Below are 20,951 nucleotides of genomic sequence, written 5' to 3' on the forward strand. Positions count from 1 at the left end.
GGGACCCTTGCGGCCACACCCTGGCCGCAGTGTCCGGCAGTCTGGGCGCATGGACGCGAAGGACATGCCGCAGCGGCTCCTGAGGCTGCTGTCACTGCTGCAGGGCGGCCGCGCCTGGTCGGGCGCCGAGCTCGCCGAACGGCTGGGCGTGAGCGCCCGCACCCTGCGTCGCGACGTGGACCGGCTGCGGTCGCTCCACTACGAGGTGGAGGGCACGACCGGCGTCGCGGGCGGATACCGGCTCGCCTCGGGCCGCGAGATCCCGCCGCTGCTGCTCGACGACGAGGAGGCGGTCGCGATCGGGCTGGGGCTGGTGACTGTGGCAGGGGTGCAGGAGAGCGCGCTGCGGGCGCTGGCCAAACTCCGCCGGGCGCTGCCCGCGCGCCTGCGGCCCCGCCTGGCCGCGGTGGAGGCCGCGGCCACGGCGGTGCGCGGCGCGGACGCCTCGACGGTGGACCCGTGCGACGTGGCCGCACTGGGGGACGCGTGCCGGGGCCGCGTGGTCGTGGACTTCGACTACCGGGACCGGCGGGGCGGTACCGAGGAGCGCCGAGTGCAGCCGCACCACCTGGTCGCCCACGGCGGCCACTGGTACCTGATCGCCCACGACACCGCGCGCGACGACTGGCGGATCTTCCGCGTGGACCGGATCGGCGGGTTGCGCACCACCCTGCGCCGCTTCGTGCCCCGTGCTCTGCCCGCGCCCGATCCGGCGGCCTTCCTCACCCGGCGCTTCGCCGCGGCGACGCACCTGCACACGGTGTCGCTGGAGGTGGACCTGCCGGCCGAGGAGGTGCGCTCACGTGTGTACGGACCGTTCCCGGGCGCGGTCGAGGCCACGGGGGAGGGCGGGTGCCGGGTCCGGTTGAGCGCCGACTCCCTCGATCTGGTGTGCCAGTACACGGCGGTGGTGGTCGCGCTCGGGGCGCGGTTCTCCCTGGACGCGCCGCCCGAGGTCCGCGAGCGCCTGCGCACCGTCTCCGGGACTCTGGCCGACGTCACCACGGCGGCGCCCGCCACCAGGCGCGGGGCGGTGGGCGCCCGTGCGGGGAATTCGGGCAACGCCGATCCTGCGGAGAGGACGGGTTCCCTGGCGTCGTAGGGCCTACCGGGACGACGGATGGCCCCGGGACGACGAAGGGCCCTGGGACGGCCGCTTGGGTTCTAGCGGTGGTCGCAACACCCTGACTTTGGGGAGGTTGCGGCCACCGTGTCGTTTTCGAAGAAGGAACTGGCTCGTCTGCGAACACAGTTCCTCGAGCAGATGGCCGAGATCGGTAGCGTCACCGAGGTCGCACGCCGCCTCGGGGTGAACCGCAACACCGCGTTCTCCTGGGCCAGGAAAGCCGGGCTGCGCTCCCAACGCCAGCAACGACCGCACCCGGCACGCCAGGAGTACGAACGCCTGCGCAACAGCGCCGTGCCCCGCCCAGAAGCCGCACGACGAGCCGGGATCAACGAACGCACCGCCCGGGACTGGGACCACGGGGTACGCAAGTCCCGCAACTCCAGGTTCTACCCTGATGGCCGCCGTGTGAACTACTCCACCGGACAGACCACCATAGAGTCCATGACCAGTCCTCCAGCAGCGCTGGACACACTCCAAAAGCAGGTCCACCCGCGTTTTCTGACCCTCGCAGACCGGGAGCGGATCGCGGATCTGGACCGAGCGGGGTGGAGCCGGCGGGCGATCGGCCGCGACCTGGGGCGCCCGGCCTCCACGATCAAACGCGAACTCGACCACCACCGCAACGCCGATGGGTCCTACGGTGCCTATACCGCCCAGCGTCGGGCGAGCGCCCAACGGGTGCGTCCCAAACCCGCCAAACTCGCTGCCCCGGGCCGCCTGCGGGACTATGTCGCCCAGGGACTGCGGAAGCGGTGGTCGCCGGAGCAGATCAGCAACCGGCTCGTTGAGGACTTTCCCGGCGAGGAGGACATGCGTGTGAGCCACGAGACGATCTACCAGGCGCTCTACGTCCAGTCCCGCGGCGGGCTCAAACGCGAGGTCTCCGCGGCGTTGCGCACCGGCCGGCTCCGACGCACGCCGCACCGCTCACCCGAGCACAGGCGGAGCCGGTTCACCGATCCGATGGTGATGATCAGCGAGCGCCCCGCCGAGGTCGAGGACCGTGCCGTGCCGGGGCACTGGGAGGGCGATCTGATCACGGGTGCGCACAACAAGTCCGCGATCATCACCCTGGTCGAGCGCTCCACCCGGTACGTGATGCTGGGGCACGTGCCCGGCGAGCACACCGCCGAGGCGGTCGGGGGTGTGCTGAGCGAACTGATCACCGCGCTGCCTGATCATCTGCGGGGGTCGCTGACCTGGGACCAGGGCAGCGAGATGGCCGGCCACAAGGCGTTCAGCGTGGCCACGGGGGTGCCGGTGTTCTTCTGCGATCCCGCCTCCCCCTGGCAGCGCGGATCGAATGAGAACACCAACGGGCTGCTGCGCCAGTACTTCCCCAAGGGCACGGACCTGTCCGTTCATGGCCGGCTGGATCTGGAGCATGTCGCTCAGGAACTGAACGAGCGTCCACGCAAGACGCTCGGCTGGGAAACCCCAGCCGAGCGTCTGGCTACACTCGTTTGATCAACGAGGTGTTGCGAGGACCCCTTGAATCCGCCCCGGGGCGGTCGGGGCGGTGGAGCCACCGGGAGGGCCCCGGGGCGGTAGGGACTCTCGGGACGATGGATGCCCCCCCGGGGGCCGCAGGGTCCTCCGGTGCCGCTCGGGACGGCAGGGGCGGGAGTGTGCGGAGCATGCCCTAGTCTCATGGCCGTGAGCACCGCGAACCCGCACCCCAGCCTGTCCGACGTCACCGCCGCGTTCGAGAAGGTCTACCCGCCGCGGTGGGCCGCCTCGTGGGACGCGGTCGGCCTGGTGTGCGGTGACCCCGCCCAGGACGTGCGGCGGGTCCTGTTCGCCGTCGACCCGGTCGAGGCGGTCGTCGAGGAGGCGCTCGACTGGGGCGCCGACCTCATCATCACGCACCACCCGCTCATGCTGCGCGGGGTGACCAGTGTGGCCGCCCACACACCGAAGGGCCGGGTCGTGCACCGCCTCATCCGCGCGGGCGTGGCCCTGTACACCGCGCACACCAACGCCGACACCGCCGCACCCGGGGTGTCCGACGCCCTGGCGCGCGCGGTCGGACTGACCGGGCCGCTGCGGCCCCTGGACCCGGACACCACCGACCCCGAGGGCCGCCGCGGCATCGGGCGCGTGGGCGCCCTGGACGAGCCCATGCCCCTCAGGGACTTCGCCGCACGGGTCGCCGAAGGGCTGCCCGCCACCCCGGCCGGGATCCGCGCGACAGGGGACCTGGACCGCAGGGTGAGCACCGTGGCGGTCTCGGGCGGAGCGGGTGACTCCCTGCTCGAGGCGGCCCGGGCCGCCGGGGTCGACGTGTTCGTCACCTCCGACCTGCGCCACCACCCCGCGACCGAGTTCGTGGCGATCCCCGGCGCCCCCGCTCTCATCGACACCCCCCACTTCGCCAGTGAGTGGCCCTGGCTCCAGGACGGTGCGGACCACCTCAGGGAGGCTCTCGGGCGCACGGGCGGGCCGAATGGGGCTAACGTGGAGACCCGCGTGTCGACGATGGTGACGGATGCCTGGTCACGGGCGTTCAGGCACGTCTGACCACTTCGCCCTGACCAGGGCGACCCCTCAACTGCACAGCGACCGGCGCGGGCGGCGTCACTGCCTTCCCCAGCCACTTCAGGAGCCCTACGTGAAAGCCGAATCCGCCGCACAGGCCAGACTGCTCGACCTCCAGGAGCTGGACACCGGACTCCAGCGCGTGGACCACCGGGCCCGCACCCTGCCCGAGACGGCCGAGGCGGCCGCGCTCAAGGAGCGCGTGGACCAGATCGACAACGAGCTGGTGACCGCCCAGACGAAGGTCTCCGACATCGAGCGCGAGCAGCGCAAGGCCGAGCGCGACGTCGACCAGGTGCGCTCCCGCGCCGACCGGGACGCCAAGCGCCTGGAGTCGGGGCAGATCAGCAGCTCCAAGGAGCTGCAGAACCTCCAGTCGGAGATCGCCTCGCTGGCCCGCCGCCAGGCCGAGCTGGAGGAGGTCGTGCTGGAGGTCATGGAGCGCGCCGAGGAGCTGAACGCTCTGGTCGTCCGGCTGACCGCCGAGCGCGAGGAGACGGTCGCCAAGTACACGGAGGTGACCGCCCGCCGTGACACCGCGGCGGCCGGCATCGCGATGGACCGCGACACCATCATCCGGGACCGCGAGCGCGTGGCCGCGGAGGTCCCCGCCGAGCTCCTGGCGCTCTACGACAAGCTGCGCGCCCAGTACGACGGTGTGGCGGCCGCGCCGCTGCGCTACGGGCGGTGCGGCGGCTGCAAGCTCGCGCTGAGCACCGTGGAGCTGAACGACATCCGGGCCACCCCCGCCGACGAGGTCGTGCGCTGTGAGGACTGCCGCCGCATCCTCGTGCGCACCGCGGAGTCGGGTCTGGGCGGTCAGGCAGAGCAGTGAGTTCGGGGTGGGGCGCTCCGGACGAGGCGCCGACCCGACTCGTCCTGCTCAGACACGGTCAGACCCCGATGTCGGTGGAGCGGCGCTTCGCCGGCCGGGGTGACATCCCGCTCACCGACGCCGGGCACGCGCAGGCGGCCGCGGCGGCGCACCGCCTGGCGTCATGGCCGATCGACGTGGTGGTGTCCTCGCCGCTGGAACGCGCCCGGGACACCGCCGCGCACGCCGCCGAGGTGCTCGGGCTGCCTGTGGAGGTCGACGAGGGCTTCGTGGAGACCGACTTCGGCGACTGGGAGGGCATGACCTTCGCCGAGGCCCGGGACCTGGCCCCGGACGACGTCGACCGCTGGCTGGCCGACACGGCCACGGGTCCGCCGGGGGGCGAGAGCTTCGCGGCGGTCGCCGCCCGGGTGAATGCCGCGCGCGACGCCCTGGTCGAACGCCACCGGGGGCGCACGGTGCTGATCGTCAGCCACGTGACCCCCATCAAGGTGGTGCTGCAGCAGGCCCTGCTGGCGCCCCTGTCGGCCCTGTACCGGATGCACCTGGACACGGCGTGCCTGAACGAGGTGGACTGTTTCGCCGACGGGCCCATGGTGGTGCGCTCCCTCAACGACACCGCGCACCTGGCCTGAGCCCATGCGAACGGGCATAGAATGCGGGGCGAGGGGGAGTCGGCCAGACGGTCGCGGATCCGTGCAGACGGGTTCGAGGAAAGTCCGGACTCCACAGGGCAGGGTGGTCGGTAACACCGACCCGGGGCGACCCGCGGGACAGTGCCACAGAAAACAGACCGCCACCGCTCGCGGTGGTAAGGGTGAAACGGTGGTGTAAGAGACCACCAGCGGCCGGAGTGATCCGGTCGGCTTGGTAAACCCCACCCGGAGCAAGGTCAAAAAGGGAGCCTTCGGGCTCCCGCGCGGATGTTCGAGGGCGGCCCGCCCGAGTCCGCGGGTAGACCGCACCGAGGTCGTCGGCAACGGCGGCCCCAGATGGATGGCCGTCCGGTCCCGCGAGGGACCGACAGAATCCGGCTTACCGGCCGACTCCCTCCCTCACACCCCTGCTACCTGCGCCGTAGCGAGCGAGGGTCGGCCGTGTTTGCTCCAGCCGGCTCAGCACACGGAGCTCGCAGAAGGCCGATCGCCCCGCGCCCCGGTTCGAGAACAGGCGTCCGTAGTTGTCGAAGGTCTCCGTGATGGAGGCATGCCCCATGGCGCGCTGGAACGCCTTCGAGTCGACCCTGGCCGCGATCTGAGCCGCAAAGGGAAGCATGCAGGCCGCACACTGGTGGTCTCGCGTCGCCCGCTCCGGCGCTTCCCGCAACTGGAGGTGTGCATGTCGAACGCTTGGATGATGGGCACGGTTGGTTTTGCGCTGATCGTGGGCGGCCTGGCTGCTGCTTGGGCCGTCTCGGAGATGACGGACCCGTTGGGGCCGGCGTTGATCGCCGCGGGTGTTGCCGTGTTCGTGGGGATGTTCGTGGGCGCTTCGATGTCGAGGGCCGTGGGGAAGTGATGCGCCCGGCTGCTCTACGCTCCACGGTGAGCGGACGGGTCGGGCTGCATCAGGGCGGGAGCGGTGCTGCGGCTACAGCCAGCCGTTCTTGCGGAGCCGGTAGTAGGCCAGGCCGGAGGCGCAGGCCATCACCCCCATGATGGCCGGGTAACCGAAGAGCCAGTGCAGCTCCGGCATGTGGTCGAAGTTCATGCCATAGAACCCCGCGATCATGGTGGGGATGGCGATGACCGCCGCCCAGGCGGAGATCTTGCGGACCTCCTCGTTCTGCTGTCGGCCCAGCAGGGCCAGATGGGCGGTGAGCGCGCTGGTGAGCAGCTCGTTGTGGTCGTCGACCTGGTCGTGGACCCTCAGCAGGTGGTCCAGGACGTCGCGGAAGTACTCCTGGGTCCGCGTGAACCGGCGGACACGGTCCCTGGTGATCGCCTGGAGCACCGGGATGAGCGGGCTCTCGGCGCTGCGGAACTCCAGCACCTCGCGCTTGAGGTGGTAGATGTCCTCGGTGACGTCCCTGCCGCGGGAGTCGAAGACGGCCCGCTCCAGCGCCATGATGTCGGACCCGATCTTGTGCACGACCGTGCCGTAGTGGTCGACGACCTCGTCGCACACGCCGTACAGCACGGCTTCGGGGCCGGCGGAGAGCAGGTCGGGATCGGCCTCCAGGCGCGTGCGGACCCGTGAGAGCGGGTTCGCGGTGCCGTGCCTGACACTGACCACGAAGTCCTCGCCGATGAACAGCATGGCCTCGCCCACCTCCACGTCGGAGGTGTCCTCGTGGTAGGCCAGCGTCTTGAGCACGACGAAGAGGGTGTCGTCGTAGCGTTCCAGTTTGGGGCGCTGGTGGGCGGTGAGCGCGTCCTCCACCGCGAGGGGGTGGAGCGAGAGCTCCTCCTCGATGAGGGCGAACTCCTCGTGGGTGGGTTCGTGGAGCCCGATCCACAGGAAGCAGTCGTCCCGGTCGCGTCGGGCGTCGTCGAAGGCGTCGCTGATGTCGCCGTCGACGTCGTGCCGTTCGCCGGCGTGGTAAATCGCCTTGTCCATGATCACGAGCCCTGACTATGGTGCCTTGTCACGGTGCGCGTCATGGCGATGGCCGTGGCAGGCCAACGGCACGCCCTCGGGAGGTGGCGCGGTGAACGGTGGTGAGGCGGGGGAACCGTTCCGGGACGACCCCATGGCGCGGCCGTTGACGTATCCGGGCACGATCCCCGACGGCTCGGGCGTGCTCCTGGACCGCTCCTATGTCGCTCTGAGACCGGAAGCCGGTCGGCCGGCCGGCGAGTGGACCGCGGCGTTCGACGACGACGGCGGGTCGACGCTGGAGGGTGTGCTGGCGCGGTTGGGCCGGGCCCCGATGGCGGACCGCCACCCGGTCCTGGCGGTGGGCTCGAACGCCGCGCCCGCCCAGATGCGGCGCAAGCTCCGCTCCCGGGCCCTGGAACCGGTCGTCCCGATGACCCTGGCGGACGTGGACGGCATCGCGCCGGGGTTCTCCGCGCACGTGAGTCGTCCGGGCTACGTGCCGGCCGCTCCCGTCGCCCGCCCGGGGCGCCGCCGCCTGTTCGTCCTGTGGCCGGACCAGGCGCAGCTCGAAGCGATCGACGCCACCGAGCCCAACTACCGGCGACTGCTCCTGCCCGCGGACCGGCACCGCGTCACGCTCGCGTCGTCGCGGCCGACCGAGGGAGCCGACCGACCAGCCGACCCTGCTCCGGGCCCTGCTGGCGGAGTCGGCCGCGCTGCGCGAGCTGTGCGGAGCCACGCCCGAGGAGTTCGTGGACCGCATCGGGGATCCGGCGGTGCGGGAGGCCGTGCGGCGGCTCTGGCGGGACGAGGGCCGAGTGGCCCCGCAACCGGGACTCACCGGGTCGCCCGCCCCCGCGACTCCGGGGCGGCGACCGTAGGACTCAGCTCCCCGGACGCAGGCGGGCCAGGTCGGCCGGGGCCTGGGCGAGGAAGGCGTCGGGGTCGATGTCCTGGTCCTCGACCCGGTAACCGATCTCCGTGAACCCCGGCCCGGTCGTCAGGTTCGCGCCGCGCAGGACCTCCTCCGAACGGCCCCTGGAGCGACCCCTGGTGAACCACCCCGGGTCGAGGTAGACGACCACGTCGGCGGTGGTGCCCGCGACGGTGACACTGCCCAGGCGCGTGCTGGTGTACTGCCGTCCGGTGGGCAGGGTGCGGATCGTCCAGTCGGGTCTGGTGGCGCTGGTCATCAGTGTCCCCTCTGCTGCCGGCATTGCCGCCGGGGCGAGGGAACCGCCCTGCCCCGACAGCACGCAAGGTACAGCAGGCGGGGTGCGGTCCGCGATCGGGTACGGCGCTACAGCGCCGTGGTGATGGCCCGCGTCCCGCGTGCACCGGTAGATTGGCCCTGCGCTCCGTACCCCCGGAGAGTCCCGGGGCGCGTCCGCCCGTGGGCCGGCGTCCGGGGCCGACGGCCCGACGGGCATCCGCGGTTACGGGAATGGGTGACTCTTGTTCGACTCCACCATGTTCTGGGTGGTCCTGTTCGGCCTGCCGATCGCGGCGATCGGGGTGATCGTCGCGCTCGCCGCCTACCAGGCCTCAGGTGTTCAACAGGACGGGCGTGACGACGCGCCCGACGACGACTCGTCCACCGGCTGATCGTCCCCGGCCGCGCTCGCGCGCGGGTGCGGCACGGGGGCCGCGACGTCCTGGACACCGAGGACGGGAGTGAACCGTCCGGTCCCGGTGTCCAGCAGGTGTACCCGGGCCGACTCCAGGTCGTAGTACATTCCCGTCAGCTCCAGCGTTCCCGCCTCCACCCTCTTGCGCACCACCGGGTACTCGAGCAGGTGTCCGATCTGCTGTTCCACGTTGGCCTGGGCCAGACGGCGCAGCGCCTCGGCCGTGGGCAGTCCGGCCAGTGCGCCGGAGTAGGCGCCGACGTGGGCCAGGCTCGCCTCACCTGTCGCGAGCCACCGTCGCATGTACGCGGTGCCGGCGTCGCCGTGTTCCAGGTGGCCCCGGTCCAGCAGGGCCTGCATCGCGCCGCAGTGGGAGTGGCCGCACACGACGATGGAGGGCACCTCCAGCACGTTGACGGCGTACTCCACGGCCGCCCCCACCGAGCCGTCGCAGGCGCTGCCGGGCGAGGGGACCAGGTTGCCCATGTTGCGCACGGTGAACAGATCGCCCGGGCCGCTCGCGGTGATGAGGTTGGGCACCACCCGTGAGTCGGCGCAGGTGATGAACAGCGCCGTGGGGTGCTGTCCGTGGGCCAGACGGCTCATGACCGACCGCATCCGGTCGGCGGTGCTGGCGTGGTACTCGCGGGCGCCGGCCGCCAGCAGCGCCAGCGGATCGACCTCCCGGTCGGCCTCGCCGCGCATGTCCCAGGGCGCCCAGCTGCGTGCCATGCCCCCGGGGGCGGTCTTGTTGGCCGGGGCCGACCGGGTCGAGCTGCGCGCGTACCACTGCTCGTGGACCTCGTCGATGTCTACGCTGCCGCCGGTGCGCTCGTGGTCGACCCGCCAGGCGTGGATGGCCTCGAAGGCGGCGTGGTCCATGAAGTCGACGTGCAGGTCGAGGTCGACGCGGCACCCCGCGGGAACGGTGCGCAGCACGTGGGCGAGCCGGGGCACGCCCAGGAACGTGAGCGACCCGTGCACGGTGATGTGGACGCGGTCGCCGGACTCCTCCGTGGTGACGGTGAGCTTGGTCAGGCGCCGCAGGGAGACCACCATCGCCAGCGCGAAGCCGAGGAAGACCCCCTCCAGCAGACCGAGGAAGACCACCCCGCCCATGGTGACGAGGTAGACGCTGGCCTCGTGGTGCCGGCGCAGGTCGCGCAGGTGGGCCACGGAGACCATCTGCACGCCGATGAAGACGAGCAGAGCGGCCAGCGCGGCCATCGGGATCAGCTCGACCACGTGCGCGAACAGGGCGACGAACAGCAGGATCCACACCCCGTGCAGGATCGTGGAGAGCGGGCTGTGGCCGCCGGCGCGGACGTTGGCGGTGCTGCGCACGATCGCGCCGGCCACGGGCAGGCCGCCCAGAGCGCCGCTGACGGTGTTGGCCGCGCCCTGGCCGATGAGTTCGCGGTTGAGCATCACCCGGCGGCCGTTGTGCCGGCGGTCGATGGCGATCGCGGAGACCAGGGACTCGACACTGGCGACCATGGCCACGGCGGCCACGGCGAGGGCGATGCCGTCCCACTGTCCGGCCTGCGGCAGCTGCGGCAGGCTCCAGGCGTCGACCAGGGAGTCGGGCAGGGAGACGGTCTCGACCCGCCACTCGCCCAGGGCGGCGATGGTGGTCGCCGTGCCCACGGCGACCAGGGCCGCGGGGATCATCGACGGCCGCAGGCGGCCCAGGGACGGCAGCCGGTTCCACCCGAACATGATGGCGATGGTGATGACGCCGACCGCGACGGCGGCGGTGTGGTTGTGGGCGATCTGGTCGGGCAGGTCGAGCAGGTTGGCCAGTGCCGAGCTCTGCGGGGCGCCGCCCAGCACCACATGCAGTTGGGCGAGGGCGATGGTGATGCCGACCCCGGCGAGCAGGCCGTGCATCACCGCGGGGGAGACGGCCAGGGCGGCGCGGGCGATCCGGAAGGCGCCGAGGGCGAGTTGGACCAGGCCGGCGAGCACGGTGATCAGGCAGGTGACCCGCCATCCGTAGGTCATCAGCAGGTCGGCGATGATGATGGTCTGTCCGGCCGCGGGGCCGCTGACCTGCACCCTCGAGCCGCCGACGAGGCCGGCGACGATGCCGCCGACGGCGGCGGCCACGAGACCGGCCATGAGAGGGGCGCCGGAGGCGACGGCGATCCCCAGGGACATGGGGACGGCGACCAGGAAGACCACGAAGGAGGCGCCGACGTCGGCGGCGATCCCCTTGCGGTCGATGTGGCTCCCGGCGGACTCCGCGGGCGTCGGCGGAGGTGCGGGGTGTGCTCCCTGGGCGTCGTTGCGCATGGTGGCTCCATTCGGGTTGGACCAGGCAAGGCGGGCATGGGCGCTCGGGGACGTCGGTGTCCGGAGGGGGGATGAGCATGGCTCGAATCGACGCGAGAACTGCGAAGAGTGCCACAGCTGTGACTAACTGTAGCCAATTTTTGTGACGGAGTGTTACTCACTGTGGGCCTTTCAGTAACCGTTGCCGTGTGTTCACATCCGGCGGGGACAGAACAGGACACAAGAACACCGAGGTGGCGGGGGAGTTCCCCGCCACCTCGGTGGTGTGAAGCGGTGATTCGGCCGCGCCGCCCGTCGGCTCCGCGGTAGCGCTACGTGTCGTGGATCACCGGAACCGGCCGTCCTCGTATCCGCCTTCGTAGTAGTCCTGGCCGTACCCGCGCGGGTCGCCTGTGGGCTCGGTCGGGTAGAAGCCCTGCGGCCGGGTCCCGGGGGGCTGGGGCTGCCCCGTCTCGGGGTTCCAGCCCTCCACGGGCGGGTAGTCGCCGTAGTCGGGCCGCGGAGCCGGGTAGCCGCCGCCGAGGACATCGGGGTGGCCGCCACCGGGAGGGGCGGGAGGGGCGGTGGGATGCCCGTAGGGGTCGGCCGGGGGCGCGTAGCCGCCGTAACCGGGCGGGAGGTCGGGGTGCGGCGGCTCGGCGGGCCGGCCGCCACCGGGCCGAGCGCCCGCGGGGTAGCCCGGGTGATCGACCGGAGGGGGCGCCCCGTTGCCGCGGAAGGTCGGCTCGGAGAACGAGGGCGGTTCGGTCGGCGCGCCGCCGTAGGGCGCGTGTCCGGGCATCCCCGGGCCGCTCGCACCGGAGCCGGGTCGTCCGCCGCCGGGTGGGCCGCCCCACAGCGGCGCGTTGCCCGCCAGGTCGGGGCGGAGGTGGTGGCCGGAGTCGAACTCGGGGCGGGTGTGCGTGCCGGAGTCGTAGGCGGCGGGTGCGCCGGTGTCGAACGCGGGACGGGTGTGGCTGCCGGTGTCGTGTCCGAAGGGGGTGGTGCCGAAGGCGTCGGCGGGCCGGGTGTGGTTTCCGGTGTCGAACTCGGCCCCGGGGCCGGCGTAGTCCGTGTGGCGGAGGGTGCCGGAGTCGTAGGCGGCGGGTGCGCCGGTGTCGAACGCGGGACGGGTGTGGCTGCCGGTGTCGTGTCCGAAGGGGGTGGTGCCGAAGGCGTCGGCGGGCCGGGTGTGGTTTCCGGTGTCGAACTCGGCCCCGGGGGTGGCGTAGTTCGTGTGGTGGTGGTTGCCGGTGTCGAACTCGGGGCGCGGGCGACCACCGGTGCCGAAGGTGTCGGCGGAGCGGCTGTGGCTGCCGGTGTCGAACTCGGGGCGGGTGTGGGTGCCGGAGTCGTAGGCGGTGGGCGCGCCCGTGTCGAACGCGGGACGGGTGTGGCTGCCGGTGTCGTGTCCGAAGGGGGTGGTGCCGAAGCTGTCGGCGGGCCGGGTGTGGTTTCCGGTGTCGAACTCGGCCCCGGGGGTGGCGTAGTTCGTGTGGCGGTGGGTGCCGGAGTCGTAGGCGGTGGGCGCGCCCGTGTCGAACGCGGGCCGGGTGTGGCTGCCGGTGTCGAACTCGGCTCCGGGAGCGGCGTAGTTCGTGTGGGGATGGTTGCCGGTGTCGAACTCGGGGCGCGGGCGACCACCGGTGCCGAAGGTGTCGGCGGGCCGGGTGTGGCTGCCGGTGTCGAACTCGGGCCGCGTGTGGGTGCCGGAGTCGTAGGCGGCGGGTGCGCCCGTGTCGAACGCGGAGCGCGTGTGGCTACCGGTGTCATAGGCGGGCCGGGTGTGGTTCCCGGTGTCGTACGCCGGGCGCTCCAGGGGATCCGTGCCGTAGGAGGGATCCGTTCTCCGCATCGACGCGTATCCGCCGGTGAGCGGGTCGGACGCCGAGGCGCCGCCGTAGGAGGGCCGGCCGGGGGCGTCGCCGCCCGTGCCGCCGGGCAGGCCGGTACCGCCCGCCCCCGACAGGTCCGACCGCTGGTGTTCGCCGGTGTCCATGCTGGACCAGATCGGCGATCCCGCCCTCGACTCCTGTGAGGGCAGGGGCGATCTGAAGTCCGGTGCGAGCGGATCGGCCGCACCCGTGCGGTCCGCCCCGCCGCTCCAGCCACCGGTGGTGAGGTCGCCGCGGCCGCTCGTCCCCCCGTAGCCGAGGGGGTCCGACAGCGGGTCGCCCGGTCCCTGCTCGGCGCTCGCGGCCGGAGCATAGGCGCCGTAACCCGATCCGGTGCCGCCGGTACCGGTCGATCCGCTACCACCGCTACCACTGGCGCCACCGATGCCACTGGTGCCGTACGGCCCACCGCCGCTCGTGCCGAGCGGGCCCAGTGGGTCGTCCGACCGGTTCGCCGGAGCCCCCAGCGGGTCCGTCCGCGCGGGCGGGGAGGTCTGCCCGCCGCCCGACCACGATCCCGTTCCCGGGGCGCGACCGCCCTCCAGCGGGTCCTCGTCGCGCGCCGCGGCCGGCGGCGGGCCGCCCTGGCCCAGGCTGGCGAGCATGGCGAGGTCGTTGGTGGGGTCGGCACCCGCGGGAGCCGAGGGCAGGGCGTCCGCGACGGGCGCGGCGTCGACCGCCCGGGTGGCGGCTCCCGCACCGCCGCGTTCGGGCGCGGGGGCGTCGGCCTCCTCCTCGTACTCTTCGTACTCGTCGTCGTCCTCGTACTCGTAGTGCGTGACGGTCGGCTCCATGTCGTCGCGGCCGTCGCGCCCGCCCCGGTCCGGTTCCGCCTCGCCGTCACTCAGGCTGGACCAGAAGTCGTTGTCGGACAGGGAGGTGTCGTCGTCGTCCCAGTCCACGCCGCGCTGGCGCCGCCCCCTGGGGCGCCGCTCGGCCCTGCCGCCGTCGTCACCGCGCGATCGCCGCGCGCGCCCGCGCGGTGCCCGTTCCTCGTCATCACCGCCCTGGTCGGGTGCCTCGTCCTCGTCGTATTCGTACTCGTCCTCGTAGTCGTCGTCGCGCGAGCCGAGGCTCAGCGCGCGCATGCCCAGCAGCAGGAGCACCAGGACGGCGAGCACGACGATGACGGCGATGATGATGATGACGGTGACGGTCATGTTGTACGCACTACCTTGGGGAGGTCGGCCGCACCCACCACATGCGTGGGGTCGGCTTGGCGAGGACCGGCCGAGGGGGATCGGTGGCCGCCGGGCAGACGGGCCCGGTGCGACCGGCGGGCCGGCCGTGGCGAATCCGGCGCGATCGCGGCGCACGGAGTCGTGCGGTGGTCCGACGGGATTCGGTCAGCTGAAAAGGGGTGAGGGGCACCAGCCCACTGTATGCCTTGTCGCGCTCTGTGTGCAGAGGGCGATAGGGGCTTCCTTGCGTGAATCCCTGCGCGTCCCGATGCGTCGGGAGTTCACTCGCGAGATGCCTCTCGTTCACATGATATGTGACCCATGTCACTCACTGGTGGCGGTCAGGGTGCCCCTGGCGATCGCGGTCTCGGCGATGGCCTCCAGCGTCCGGCTCAGCTCGGATCCGTCGGGAAGGTCCAGGGTGTCGCTGAGCGCGTACACCGTGAAGCGGTACTCGTGCGGGTCCCCCTCCTCCGGGCACGGCGGGAGGTAGCCCGTCCCGCCCACGCTGTTCTGCGCCTGGCGCGCGTCGGGCGGCACGGTGTCCTGCCGGAGCCCGCCCAACTGCGGGTCCACGTTGAAGAGCACCCAGAACACTTCGGCCGCCTGCGGGTCGTCGACCACGACGGCGAGCGATCCCACGTCCTCCGGATCGGGCAGACCCGACCAGTTCAGCGGCGGGGAGGTGCCCTCGTCGGTGGCCTCGGCCTGCTCCTCGCCGTCGGCGTCCTCCTCGGCCTCCTCCGGCGCCTCCTCCTCGGCGGCCGGGTCCTGGCCGTCCTCCTCGGCGGAGGCCTCGTCGTCCGCGGCGCAGGTGTAGGCCGCCGGCAGCGCCCGGCCCTGCTGGATCAGGGGGCTGGTGACGTTGATGTCGCTGGAGACCTCCCCGCCCGGCGCGAACAGGCCGCACCCCGTGGTGAGCGCGACAGCGGCCCCCGCCGCCAGTGCGCCCGCGCGTGTGCCGGGGAGGGTACGCCGCGTACGCCGCGCACCGGTGATCCGGGTCAGTGGGAGGGCCGGGAACAATGGGACTCCTGCTGGGCTTTCGGGCCGACGTGGCCAAACTCGCTGTGCACCTGCCGCGGTCTCGGGTCGACCCCGCACCGCGCATGGGGAAGCGCGCGGGCCACGAACAGACGGGCACCGGCGCACGTTCCTGAGCGAACCCTACTGTGGTCGGACACGCACTGCGGCTGTGACCACCGCCCATGTGCGACCCGACACGCCGCCTGAGAGCGCCGTCCCGCCCCCCGCCGGTGTTCCCACCGCGCTCGTTTCGGGGTCCGCCCCGCGCCCCGCCCGAGGTCCGTCCCGGGGTCCGCCCGGCACCCCGCCCGGGGTCCGTCCCGGTGCCCGGGCCGCGCTCGTCCCCAGGTCCGCCCCGTGCCCCGTCCGAGGTCCGTCCCGGTGTCCGTCCCGCACCCCGCCCGAGGTCCGCCCCGCTGTCGTCGGCCGGGGTCCCGCCCGCGCCCCGCGTCCTGTGCGCCGCGCGGGCGTCGGCCGTCGGGATCGGTCATCATGGGTCGGTGCGGTTCTCCATTCTCGGTCCCCTCCACGTCCATGACGGTTCCGGCCGTCCGGTGCCCATCGGCGGCGCCCGTCTGCGTACCCTGTTGGCCCTGCTCCTGTTGCGTCCGGGGCAGCGCGTGGCCACCGAGGCGCTCGTGGACGCCATCTGGGGGGATTCGGCTCCCGCCGCGACCGGCAACGCCCTCCAGGCCCTGGTGTCGCGTCTGCGCAGGGTCCTGGGCGACGAAGCCGAGATCCACGGCGACGCCTCCGGCTACCGGCTGGAGATCGGCCCCGGCCAGGTGGACCTCGTCGAGTTCGAGTCGCTCACCCGGCGCGGCCGGGCTCGGCTCGCCGCGGGACGCCCCACGGACGCGATCACCTGCCTGGGCGAGGCCCTGGCGCTGTGGCGGGGACCGGCCCTGCCCGACCTGACCGCCCGCGGCGTCGCCGAGGACACCGCGCTGCGGTTGAACGAGACCCACCGCATGGTGCGCGAGGAGTACCTGGCGGCCCTGGTCGCGCTCGGCCGCCACGCGGAGGCCCTGCCCGAGGCCGAGGCGCTCACCAGCGCCGAACCGCACCGCGAGCGCCCCGTCGAACTGCTGATGCGCGCCCTGGCGGGAACCGGGCGCACCGCCGACGCGGTGGCGGTCTACGACTCCTTCCGCGCCCGGCTGGCCGACGACCTGGGCCTGGACCCCTCGGACCGGTTGCAGGACGTGCACCTGCGCCTGCTGCGGGGCGAGCTGTCCGCCGCCGAACCCGTGATCGCCGAACCCCTCGGCCCCTCAGGGGCCGCGGAGGCCGGCTCCGTGCCCGACGGCGCCTCCGACGGCACCTCCGCCGACGCGCCCCGGGCCGATCCGCCGCAGCTGCACCTGCCCTCGACCCTCACGAGCTTCGTGCCGCGCGAGACCGAGGTCGACACCGCCGTGGGCCTGCTCGCCCAGGGACGCCTGGTGACCCTGACCGGACCGGGCGGGTCGGGCAAGACCCGGCTGGCCATCGAGACCGCCGGCGCCCTGGCCGCCCGCGCCCCCGAGCTGCTCTCGCGCGGAGGCTGGTTCGTCGGGCTCGCGCCCGTCACCTCCGGCGCGGAGGTCCTCGACGCCATCGCGCTCGCCCTGGACCTGCGCGAGCACGCCGTCATGCGGGCCCGCGCGAACACCGCGCCCAGCTCGCCGGCCGAGCGCATCGTGTCCTTCCTCGGCGACCGCCCCGCCCTGATCGTGGTCGACAACTGCGAGCACCTGGTCCAGGAGGTCGCCCGCGCGGTCGAACCCCTCCTGGCGCGGTGCCCGGGCCTGCGCGTCCTGGCGACCTCCCGCGAGCCCCTGGGAGTGCCCGGAGAACGGCTGCTGACCGTGCCCTCGCTGGCGCTGCCGCCCGAGGGCGCCGACGTGGACCGGGCCGTCGCCAGCCCCGCCGTGTCGCTGTTCACCGAGCGGGCGCAGGCGGTGCGTCCGGGGTTCGCGGTCACCTCCGGCAACGTCGCCCACGTCGTGCGCATCACCCGGGAACTCGACGGCATGCCGCTCGCCCTGGAGCTGGCGGCGGCCCGGATGCGCACGATGGCGCCCGCCCAGCTCGCCGCGCGCCTGTCCGACCGCTTTCGGCTGCTGACCGGAGGCAGCCGCTCGGTGCTGCCCCGCCACCGGACCCTGCGCGCCGTCGTGGACTGGAGCTGGGAACTGCTCGACGAGGGGGAGCGCCGGCTGCTGCGCCGGCTGTCGATCTTCTCCGGCGGCGCGACCCTGGACGCGGTGGAGCGGGTGTGCGCCGACGCCGGGGCGGAGGGCACCGTCGCCGGCCAGGACGCCTGGACGGTGCTGTTCGCGCTCGTGGACAAGTCCCTGGTCATCGCGGACAACGCCACCCGGGACGACGCCCCGCCCCGGTACCGCCAACTGGAGACCGTGCGGGCCTACGCGCTGGAGCACCTGGGGCGCAGCGGTGAGGAGGAGGACGTCCGCGACCGCCACGCCCGCTACGTGCGGGACCTGTGGCGCACGAGCGACCCGCTGCTGCGCGGACTCCGTCAGACCGAGACGCTCGCGCGGCTGCGTGTGGAGGCCGACAACTTCGGCCCGGCCGTGCGGTGGGCGGTCGAGCGCCGCGACGGCGCCCTGGCCCTGGACCTGGTCGAATACGGGCAGTGGTACTGGATGCTGGACGGTTCCTGGCGGCAGCTGGCCCGCTGGTCCCGGCCGGTGCTGGCCCTGGTGGGGGAGCGGGCCCCCGAGGGGCGCGCGATCGCCTTCGCCTGCGCTCAGTTCAACCTGGCCGCGGACTCCTGCACGTCCCAGTCCGCGGCGACTGAGCACGTGCGCAGCGCGCTGCGCACCCTCGAGGAGCACGGGGAGCGGGCCGAGCGCCACCCCATGCTCGTGTACGGCCTCGTGTACCAGGCGATGTTCGACGACGGCGCGGCCGAGGCCGTGCAGCGTCTGGAACGGGCGGCCGACCAGCCGGACGCGTGGATGACGGCCACCGTGCGGCTGCTGCTGGCCCTGGTCGACTCCCTCCGCGGCCGGATGGACCGGGCCATGGCCTCGATCACGGCCGCCCTGGACGGGTACCGCGCCTGCGCCGACCTGTGGGGGCAGTGCCAGGCGATGCTGCAGATGGTGGAGGCCGTGCGTTACCAGGACCTCGAACGCTGCCTCGATCTCCTGGACGAGGGCCTGGAGATGGCGCGGCGCGCCGGCCTGGCCGGCAACGTGGCGGCCTTCCTGCTGCGCCGTGCCCAGGTCCGCACCGGGCTCGGCGATCTGGAGGGGGCCCGCGGGGACATGGACGCCATCGTCGACGTGGACATCGCCGCCGAGGACGAGCACATCGTGATGCTGCGCATGGCCGAAGCGGAGTGGTGGTGCGCCAAGGGTGAGCCCGGTCGCGCCCGCGGCGTGCTGGAGGCGGCCGAGCCGCTGGTCGCGGGACTGGGCGGTTTCGCCCCCCTGTACATCGAGCCGGTCGTACGGAGCCTGTCGGCCACGATCGCCTGGACGGAGGGCGACAGGGACCGCGCCTGGCGGGAGGCGGCCGCGGCCTGGTGGACGGGTGCGCACGGGGTGGGGTCGGTGAGCGCCGAGGTCCTGGACACCTTCGCCATGATGCTGGCGGCCGACGAGCCGCGGCGGGCGGTCGCGCTGCTGGGCTCCTCGGCGGTCCTGCGCGGTGTGGCCGACACGGCCACGCCGAGGGTCCGCCGGGCCCGGGAACAGTGTCGGCGCGCCCTGGGCGACGCCGAGTACGAGCGCCTGCTGGAGCAGGCGGGCCGCACGGACGACAAGGCCGTGCGGGAGCAGGTGGGCGCGTGGCTGGCGCGCCTGCTGCCGGACACGGTGCCCGAGGGCGGCCCCGGGCCGGGATGAGGACCGCGCCGGGCCCGAGGGCGCGCCGAGGACGGCCCCGCGGGCGCGGAGTCCGATGCCAGGGCGGCGCCGCACCCTCCGGTGCGGCGCCGCCCTCGTGGTCGTGGACCCCCGCCGCCATCGGACGGGGGCCGCGTGCTCAGGTCCGGCGCCGGTAGGCCCACACCGCGAGCGGGAAGAAGACCGCGACGAAGATCGCCGCCCACACCAGCGTCCACAGGACGGGGCCGCCGGCGTCGCCGCCCAGCATCAGGGCGCGCATGGCGTCGACCAGGTGCGTGATGGGGTTGTTCTCCGCCACCACCTGCATCCAGCTGGGCATGGACGCCGGGTCCACGAACGCCGAGCTGCCGAAGGTCAGCGGGAACATCAGGATCATCCCGAAGCTCTGCACGGCCATCGGGGTGCGCACCATCATGCCCACGAACGCCGACATCCAGCACAGCGCGAAGGCGAACACCAGGACGATCGCCGCGGCGGCGAGCACGCCGAGCACCCCGCCCTCGGGCCGGAAGCCGATGGCCATGCCGACCAGCAGCACCATCACCACGGTGATGGAGTACCGCACCAGGTCGCCCAGGACCGCGCCGATCAGCGGCGCCGAGCGGGCGATGGGCAGCGACCGGAACCGGTCGAAGATGCCCTTCTCCACGTCCTGGCACAGGCTGAAGCCGGTGCCCAGGGTCGCGAACACGACCGACTGGGCGATGATGCCGGGCATCAGGAAGTCGCGGTAGGCCTGCCAGTCGCCCATCATCGCCTGTCCGAAGACGAAGACGAAGAGCGTCACGAACATGACGGGCTGGATCAGCAGCCCGAGGACCTCCTCGGGGTTGGCCTTGATCTTCAGGACACTGCGCCAGGCCAGCTGGAGGCCCTGCTGCGCGGTGGAGATCGGTGTGATGTTCGCGGGCGCCGTCGGCGCCCCCGCGGGCAGGCCGGACCGCGACGGGCTCGTCACCGCGCTCATACTCGATTCCCTTCGTTCGCGGCGGTTCCCGCGGTCTCTTCTTCGACGGTGTGGCCGGTCAGCGCCAGGAAGACCTCGTCCAGGCTCGGCTTGCGCAGCGACAGCTCGGCGACGGCCACACCCTGTTCGTCGAGGCGGCGCACGACCTCGGGGAGGACGGCGGCGTCGGTCACCGGCACGCTGGCGCGCACGGCGTCGGAGGACACCGGGCTGCTGGTGACGGCCTCGATGATCTTCGTCGCCAGCGGCAGCTGCGCCGGGTTCACGGTCTGCAGCTCCAGCACCTGGTTGCCGGCGTGGTTCTTCAGCTGCTCGGGAGTGCCCTTGCTGATCACCCGGCCGTGGTCGAGCACCATGATGTCGTCCGCCAGCTGGTCGGCCTCCTCCAGGTACTGGGTGGTGAGCAGCACGGTCACGCCGTCGCCCACGAGTCCGCGGACCACGTCCCACAGGCCGTTGCGGCTGTGCGGGTCCAGGCCGGTGGTGGGCTCGTCCAGGTACAGCAGGGCGGGGCGGCCGACCAGGCTCGCCGCCAGGTCCAGCCGGCGCCGCATGCCGCCGGAGTAGGTCTTGGCGGGGCGTCCGGCCGCGTCGGAGAGCTCGAACCGCTCCAGCAGCTCCGCGGTGCGCGCCCGTGCCTGGGCCCGGTCGAGGCCGAGCAGGCGGGAGATGAGCACGAGGTTCTCGGTGCCGCTCAGCTCGGCGTCGACCGCCGCGTACTGCCCGGTCAGCCCGATCAGGCGCCGGACCTCGTGCGGTTGCCGGACCACGTCGAACCCGCCGACCTCGGCACGGCCCTCGTCGGGCTGCAGGAGGGTGGACAGGATGCGCACGGTGGTCGTCTTGCCGGAGCCGTTGGGGCCCAGTACGCCCAGCACGGCCCCCGTTGTGGCCGTCAGGTCGACGCCGTCCAGGGCTCGTTTGCCCTTGAACTGCTTGACCAGGCCTTCCGCGCGGATGGCGTCAGTCATTGATCCTCCATCGTGAATGTCTGTCCCAAGTGTGCCGAGAAGGTCTGACAAATCGCTGACAGCGGGTGTGCGATGAGCCGGTTTCGGGCACACGTGTGTCGGG

Annotated in this window: 15 protein-coding genes, 1 other RNA gene and 1 pseudogene; 10 read left to right on the plus strand and 7 right to left on the minus strand. The window is 72.9% G+C overall.

The window, feature by feature from the left end; genetic code table 11:
• The first annotated feature begins 49 nt into the window (after nt 1-49).
• The 8 genes and pseudogenes from DFP74_RS17480 to DFP74_RS17510 all read left to right on the plus strand — a co-directional run bounded on the left by DFP74_RS17480 (nt 50) and on the right by DFP74_RS17510 (nt 6,020).
• The gene (locus DFP74_RS17480; RefSeq protein WP_233571012.1) at nt 50-1,102 is read left to right on the plus strand and encodes a YafY family protein; all 1,053 of its coding nucleotides are present in this window, start codon (nt 50-52) and stop codon (nt 1,100-1,102) included.
• A gap of 162 nt (nt 1,103-1,264) precedes the next feature.
• Nucleotides 1,265-1,354, plus strand: a pseudogene (locus tag DFP74_RS34390) (hypothetical protein); the annotation flags it as partial.
• 66 nt (nt 1,355-1,420) lie between these two features.
• On the plus strand, nt 1,421-2,596 hold the full coding sequence (locus DFP74_RS17485) for an IS30 family transposase (RefSeq protein ID WP_121187956.1): 1,176 nt from the start codon (nt 1,421-1,423) through the stop codon (nt 2,594-2,596).
• A 183-nt stretch (nt 2,597-2,779) separates the two neighbouring features.
• Nucleotides 2,780-3,649, plus strand: coding sequence for a Nif3-like dinuclear metal center hexameric protein (locus DFP74_RS17490; RefSeq protein ID WP_121182828.1), 870 nt, complete (start codon nt 2,780-2,782; stop codon nt 3,647-3,649).
• 91 nt (nt 3,650-3,740) lie between these two features.
• Entirely contained in the window at nt 3,741-4,502 is a 762-nt protein-coding gene (locus DFP74_RS17495; protein ID WP_121182830.1) for a zinc ribbon domain-containing protein, read from the plus strand.
• Complete coding sequence (locus tag DFP74_RS17500) at nt 4,499-5,137, plus strand: histidine phosphatase family protein (protein WP_121182832.1); 639 nt, start codon at nt 4,499-4,501, stop codon at nt 5,135-5,137. The genes DFP74_RS17495 and DFP74_RS17500 overlap by 4 nt, the downstream gene beginning before the upstream one ends.
• 35 nt (nt 5,138-5,172) lie before the next feature.
• An RNA gene (gene rnpB / locus DFP74_RS17505) (RNase P RNA component class A) lies at nt 5,173-5,556 on the plus strand.
• A 152-nt stretch (nt 5,557-5,708) separates the two neighbouring features.
• Nucleotides 5,709-6,020 carry a hypothetical protein gene (locus DFP74_RS17510; RefSeq protein WP_147453881.1) on the plus strand — a complete coding sequence of 104 codons (312 nt, stop codon included), beginning with the start codon at nt 5,709-5,711 and terminating at the stop codon, nt 6,018-6,020.
• A gap of 72 nt (nt 6,021-6,092) precedes the next feature.
• Here the strand turns inward: DFP74_RS17510 and corA are convergent, their stop codons facing one another.
• On the minus strand, nt 6,093-7,061 hold the full coding sequence (gene corA / locus DFP74_RS17515; protein ID WP_233571013.1) for a magnesium/cobalt transporter CorA: 969 nt from the start codon (nt 7,059-7,061) through the stop codon (nt 6,093-6,095).
• A gap of 866 nt (nt 7,062-7,927) precedes the next feature.
• Nucleotides 7,928-8,236 (minus strand): hypothetical protein, encoded by a 309-nt coding sequence (locus DFP74_RS17520; protein ID WP_121182839.1) that lies wholly within the window; start codon nt 8,234-8,236, stop codon nt 7,928-7,930.
• Between the two features lie 262 nt (nt 8,237-8,498).
• On the opposite strand from DFP74_RS17520, the gene DFP74_RS33920 reads away from it, so the two are divergent.
• Nucleotides 8,499-8,648, plus strand: a complete 150-nt coding sequence (locus tag DFP74_RS33920; RefSeq protein ID WP_199725685.1) for a hypothetical protein — start codon at nt 8,499-8,501, stop codon at nt 8,646-8,648.
• On the opposite strand, the gene DFP74_RS17525 is transcribed toward DFP74_RS33920, so the two are convergent.
• The 3 genes from DFP74_RS17525 to DFP74_RS17535 form a co-directional block, all read right to left on the minus strand.
• Nucleotides 8,597-10,966, minus strand: a complete 2,370-nt coding sequence (locus DFP74_RS17525) for a bifunctional SulP family inorganic anion transporter/carbonic anhydrase (RefSeq protein WP_121182841.1) — start codon at nt 10,964-10,966, stop codon at nt 8,597-8,599. The two genes, DFP74_RS33920 and DFP74_RS17525, sit on opposite strands and share 52 nt — an antisense overlap.
• A 325-nt stretch (nt 10,967-11,291) precedes the next feature.
• Nucleotides 11,292-14,000: a hypothetical protein gene (locus DFP74_RS17530; RefSeq protein ID WP_121182843.1), complete on the minus strand. Its 2,709-nt coding sequence runs from the start codon at nt 13,998-14,000 to the stop codon at nt 11,292-11,294.
• A gap of 345 nt (nt 14,001-14,345) precedes the next feature.
• On the minus strand, nt 14,346-15,047 hold the full coding sequence (locus DFP74_RS17535) for a YbhB/YbcL family Raf kinase inhibitor-like protein (RefSeq protein WP_121182845.1): 702 nt from the start codon (nt 15,045-15,047) through the stop codon (nt 14,346-14,348).
• A 500-nt stretch (nt 15,048-15,547) separates the two neighbouring features.
• Between DFP74_RS17535 and DFP74_RS17540 the strand changes: the two genes are divergently transcribed.
• Nucleotides 15,548-18,907, plus strand: coding sequence for a BTAD domain-containing putative transcriptional regulator (locus tag DFP74_RS17540; protein ID WP_121182848.1), 3,360 nt, complete (start codon nt 15,548-15,550; stop codon nt 18,905-18,907).
• Between the two features lie 139 nt (nt 18,908-19,046).
• Here DFP74_RS17540 and DFP74_RS17545 read toward each other — a convergent pair whose 3' ends face one another.
• Together DFP74_RS17545 and DFP74_RS17550 are read right to left on the minus strand one after the other, a co-directional pair.
• Complete coding sequence (locus tag DFP74_RS17545; protein WP_121182850.1) at nt 19,047-19,877, minus strand: ABC transporter permease; 831 nt, start codon at nt 19,875-19,877, stop codon at nt 19,047-19,049.
• Entirely contained in the window at nt 19,874-20,848 is a 975-nt protein-coding gene (locus DFP74_RS17550) for an ATP-binding cassette domain-containing protein (protein ID WP_121182852.1), read from the minus strand. The genes DFP74_RS17545 and DFP74_RS17550 overlap by 4 nt, the downstream gene beginning before the upstream one ends.
• Nucleotides 20,849-20,951 lie beyond the last annotated feature (103 nt).

This window comes from Nocardiopsis sp. Huas11 (assembly GCF_003634495.1).
GTDB lineage: Bacteria > Actinomycetota > Actinomycetes > Streptosporangiales > Streptosporangiaceae > Nocardiopsis.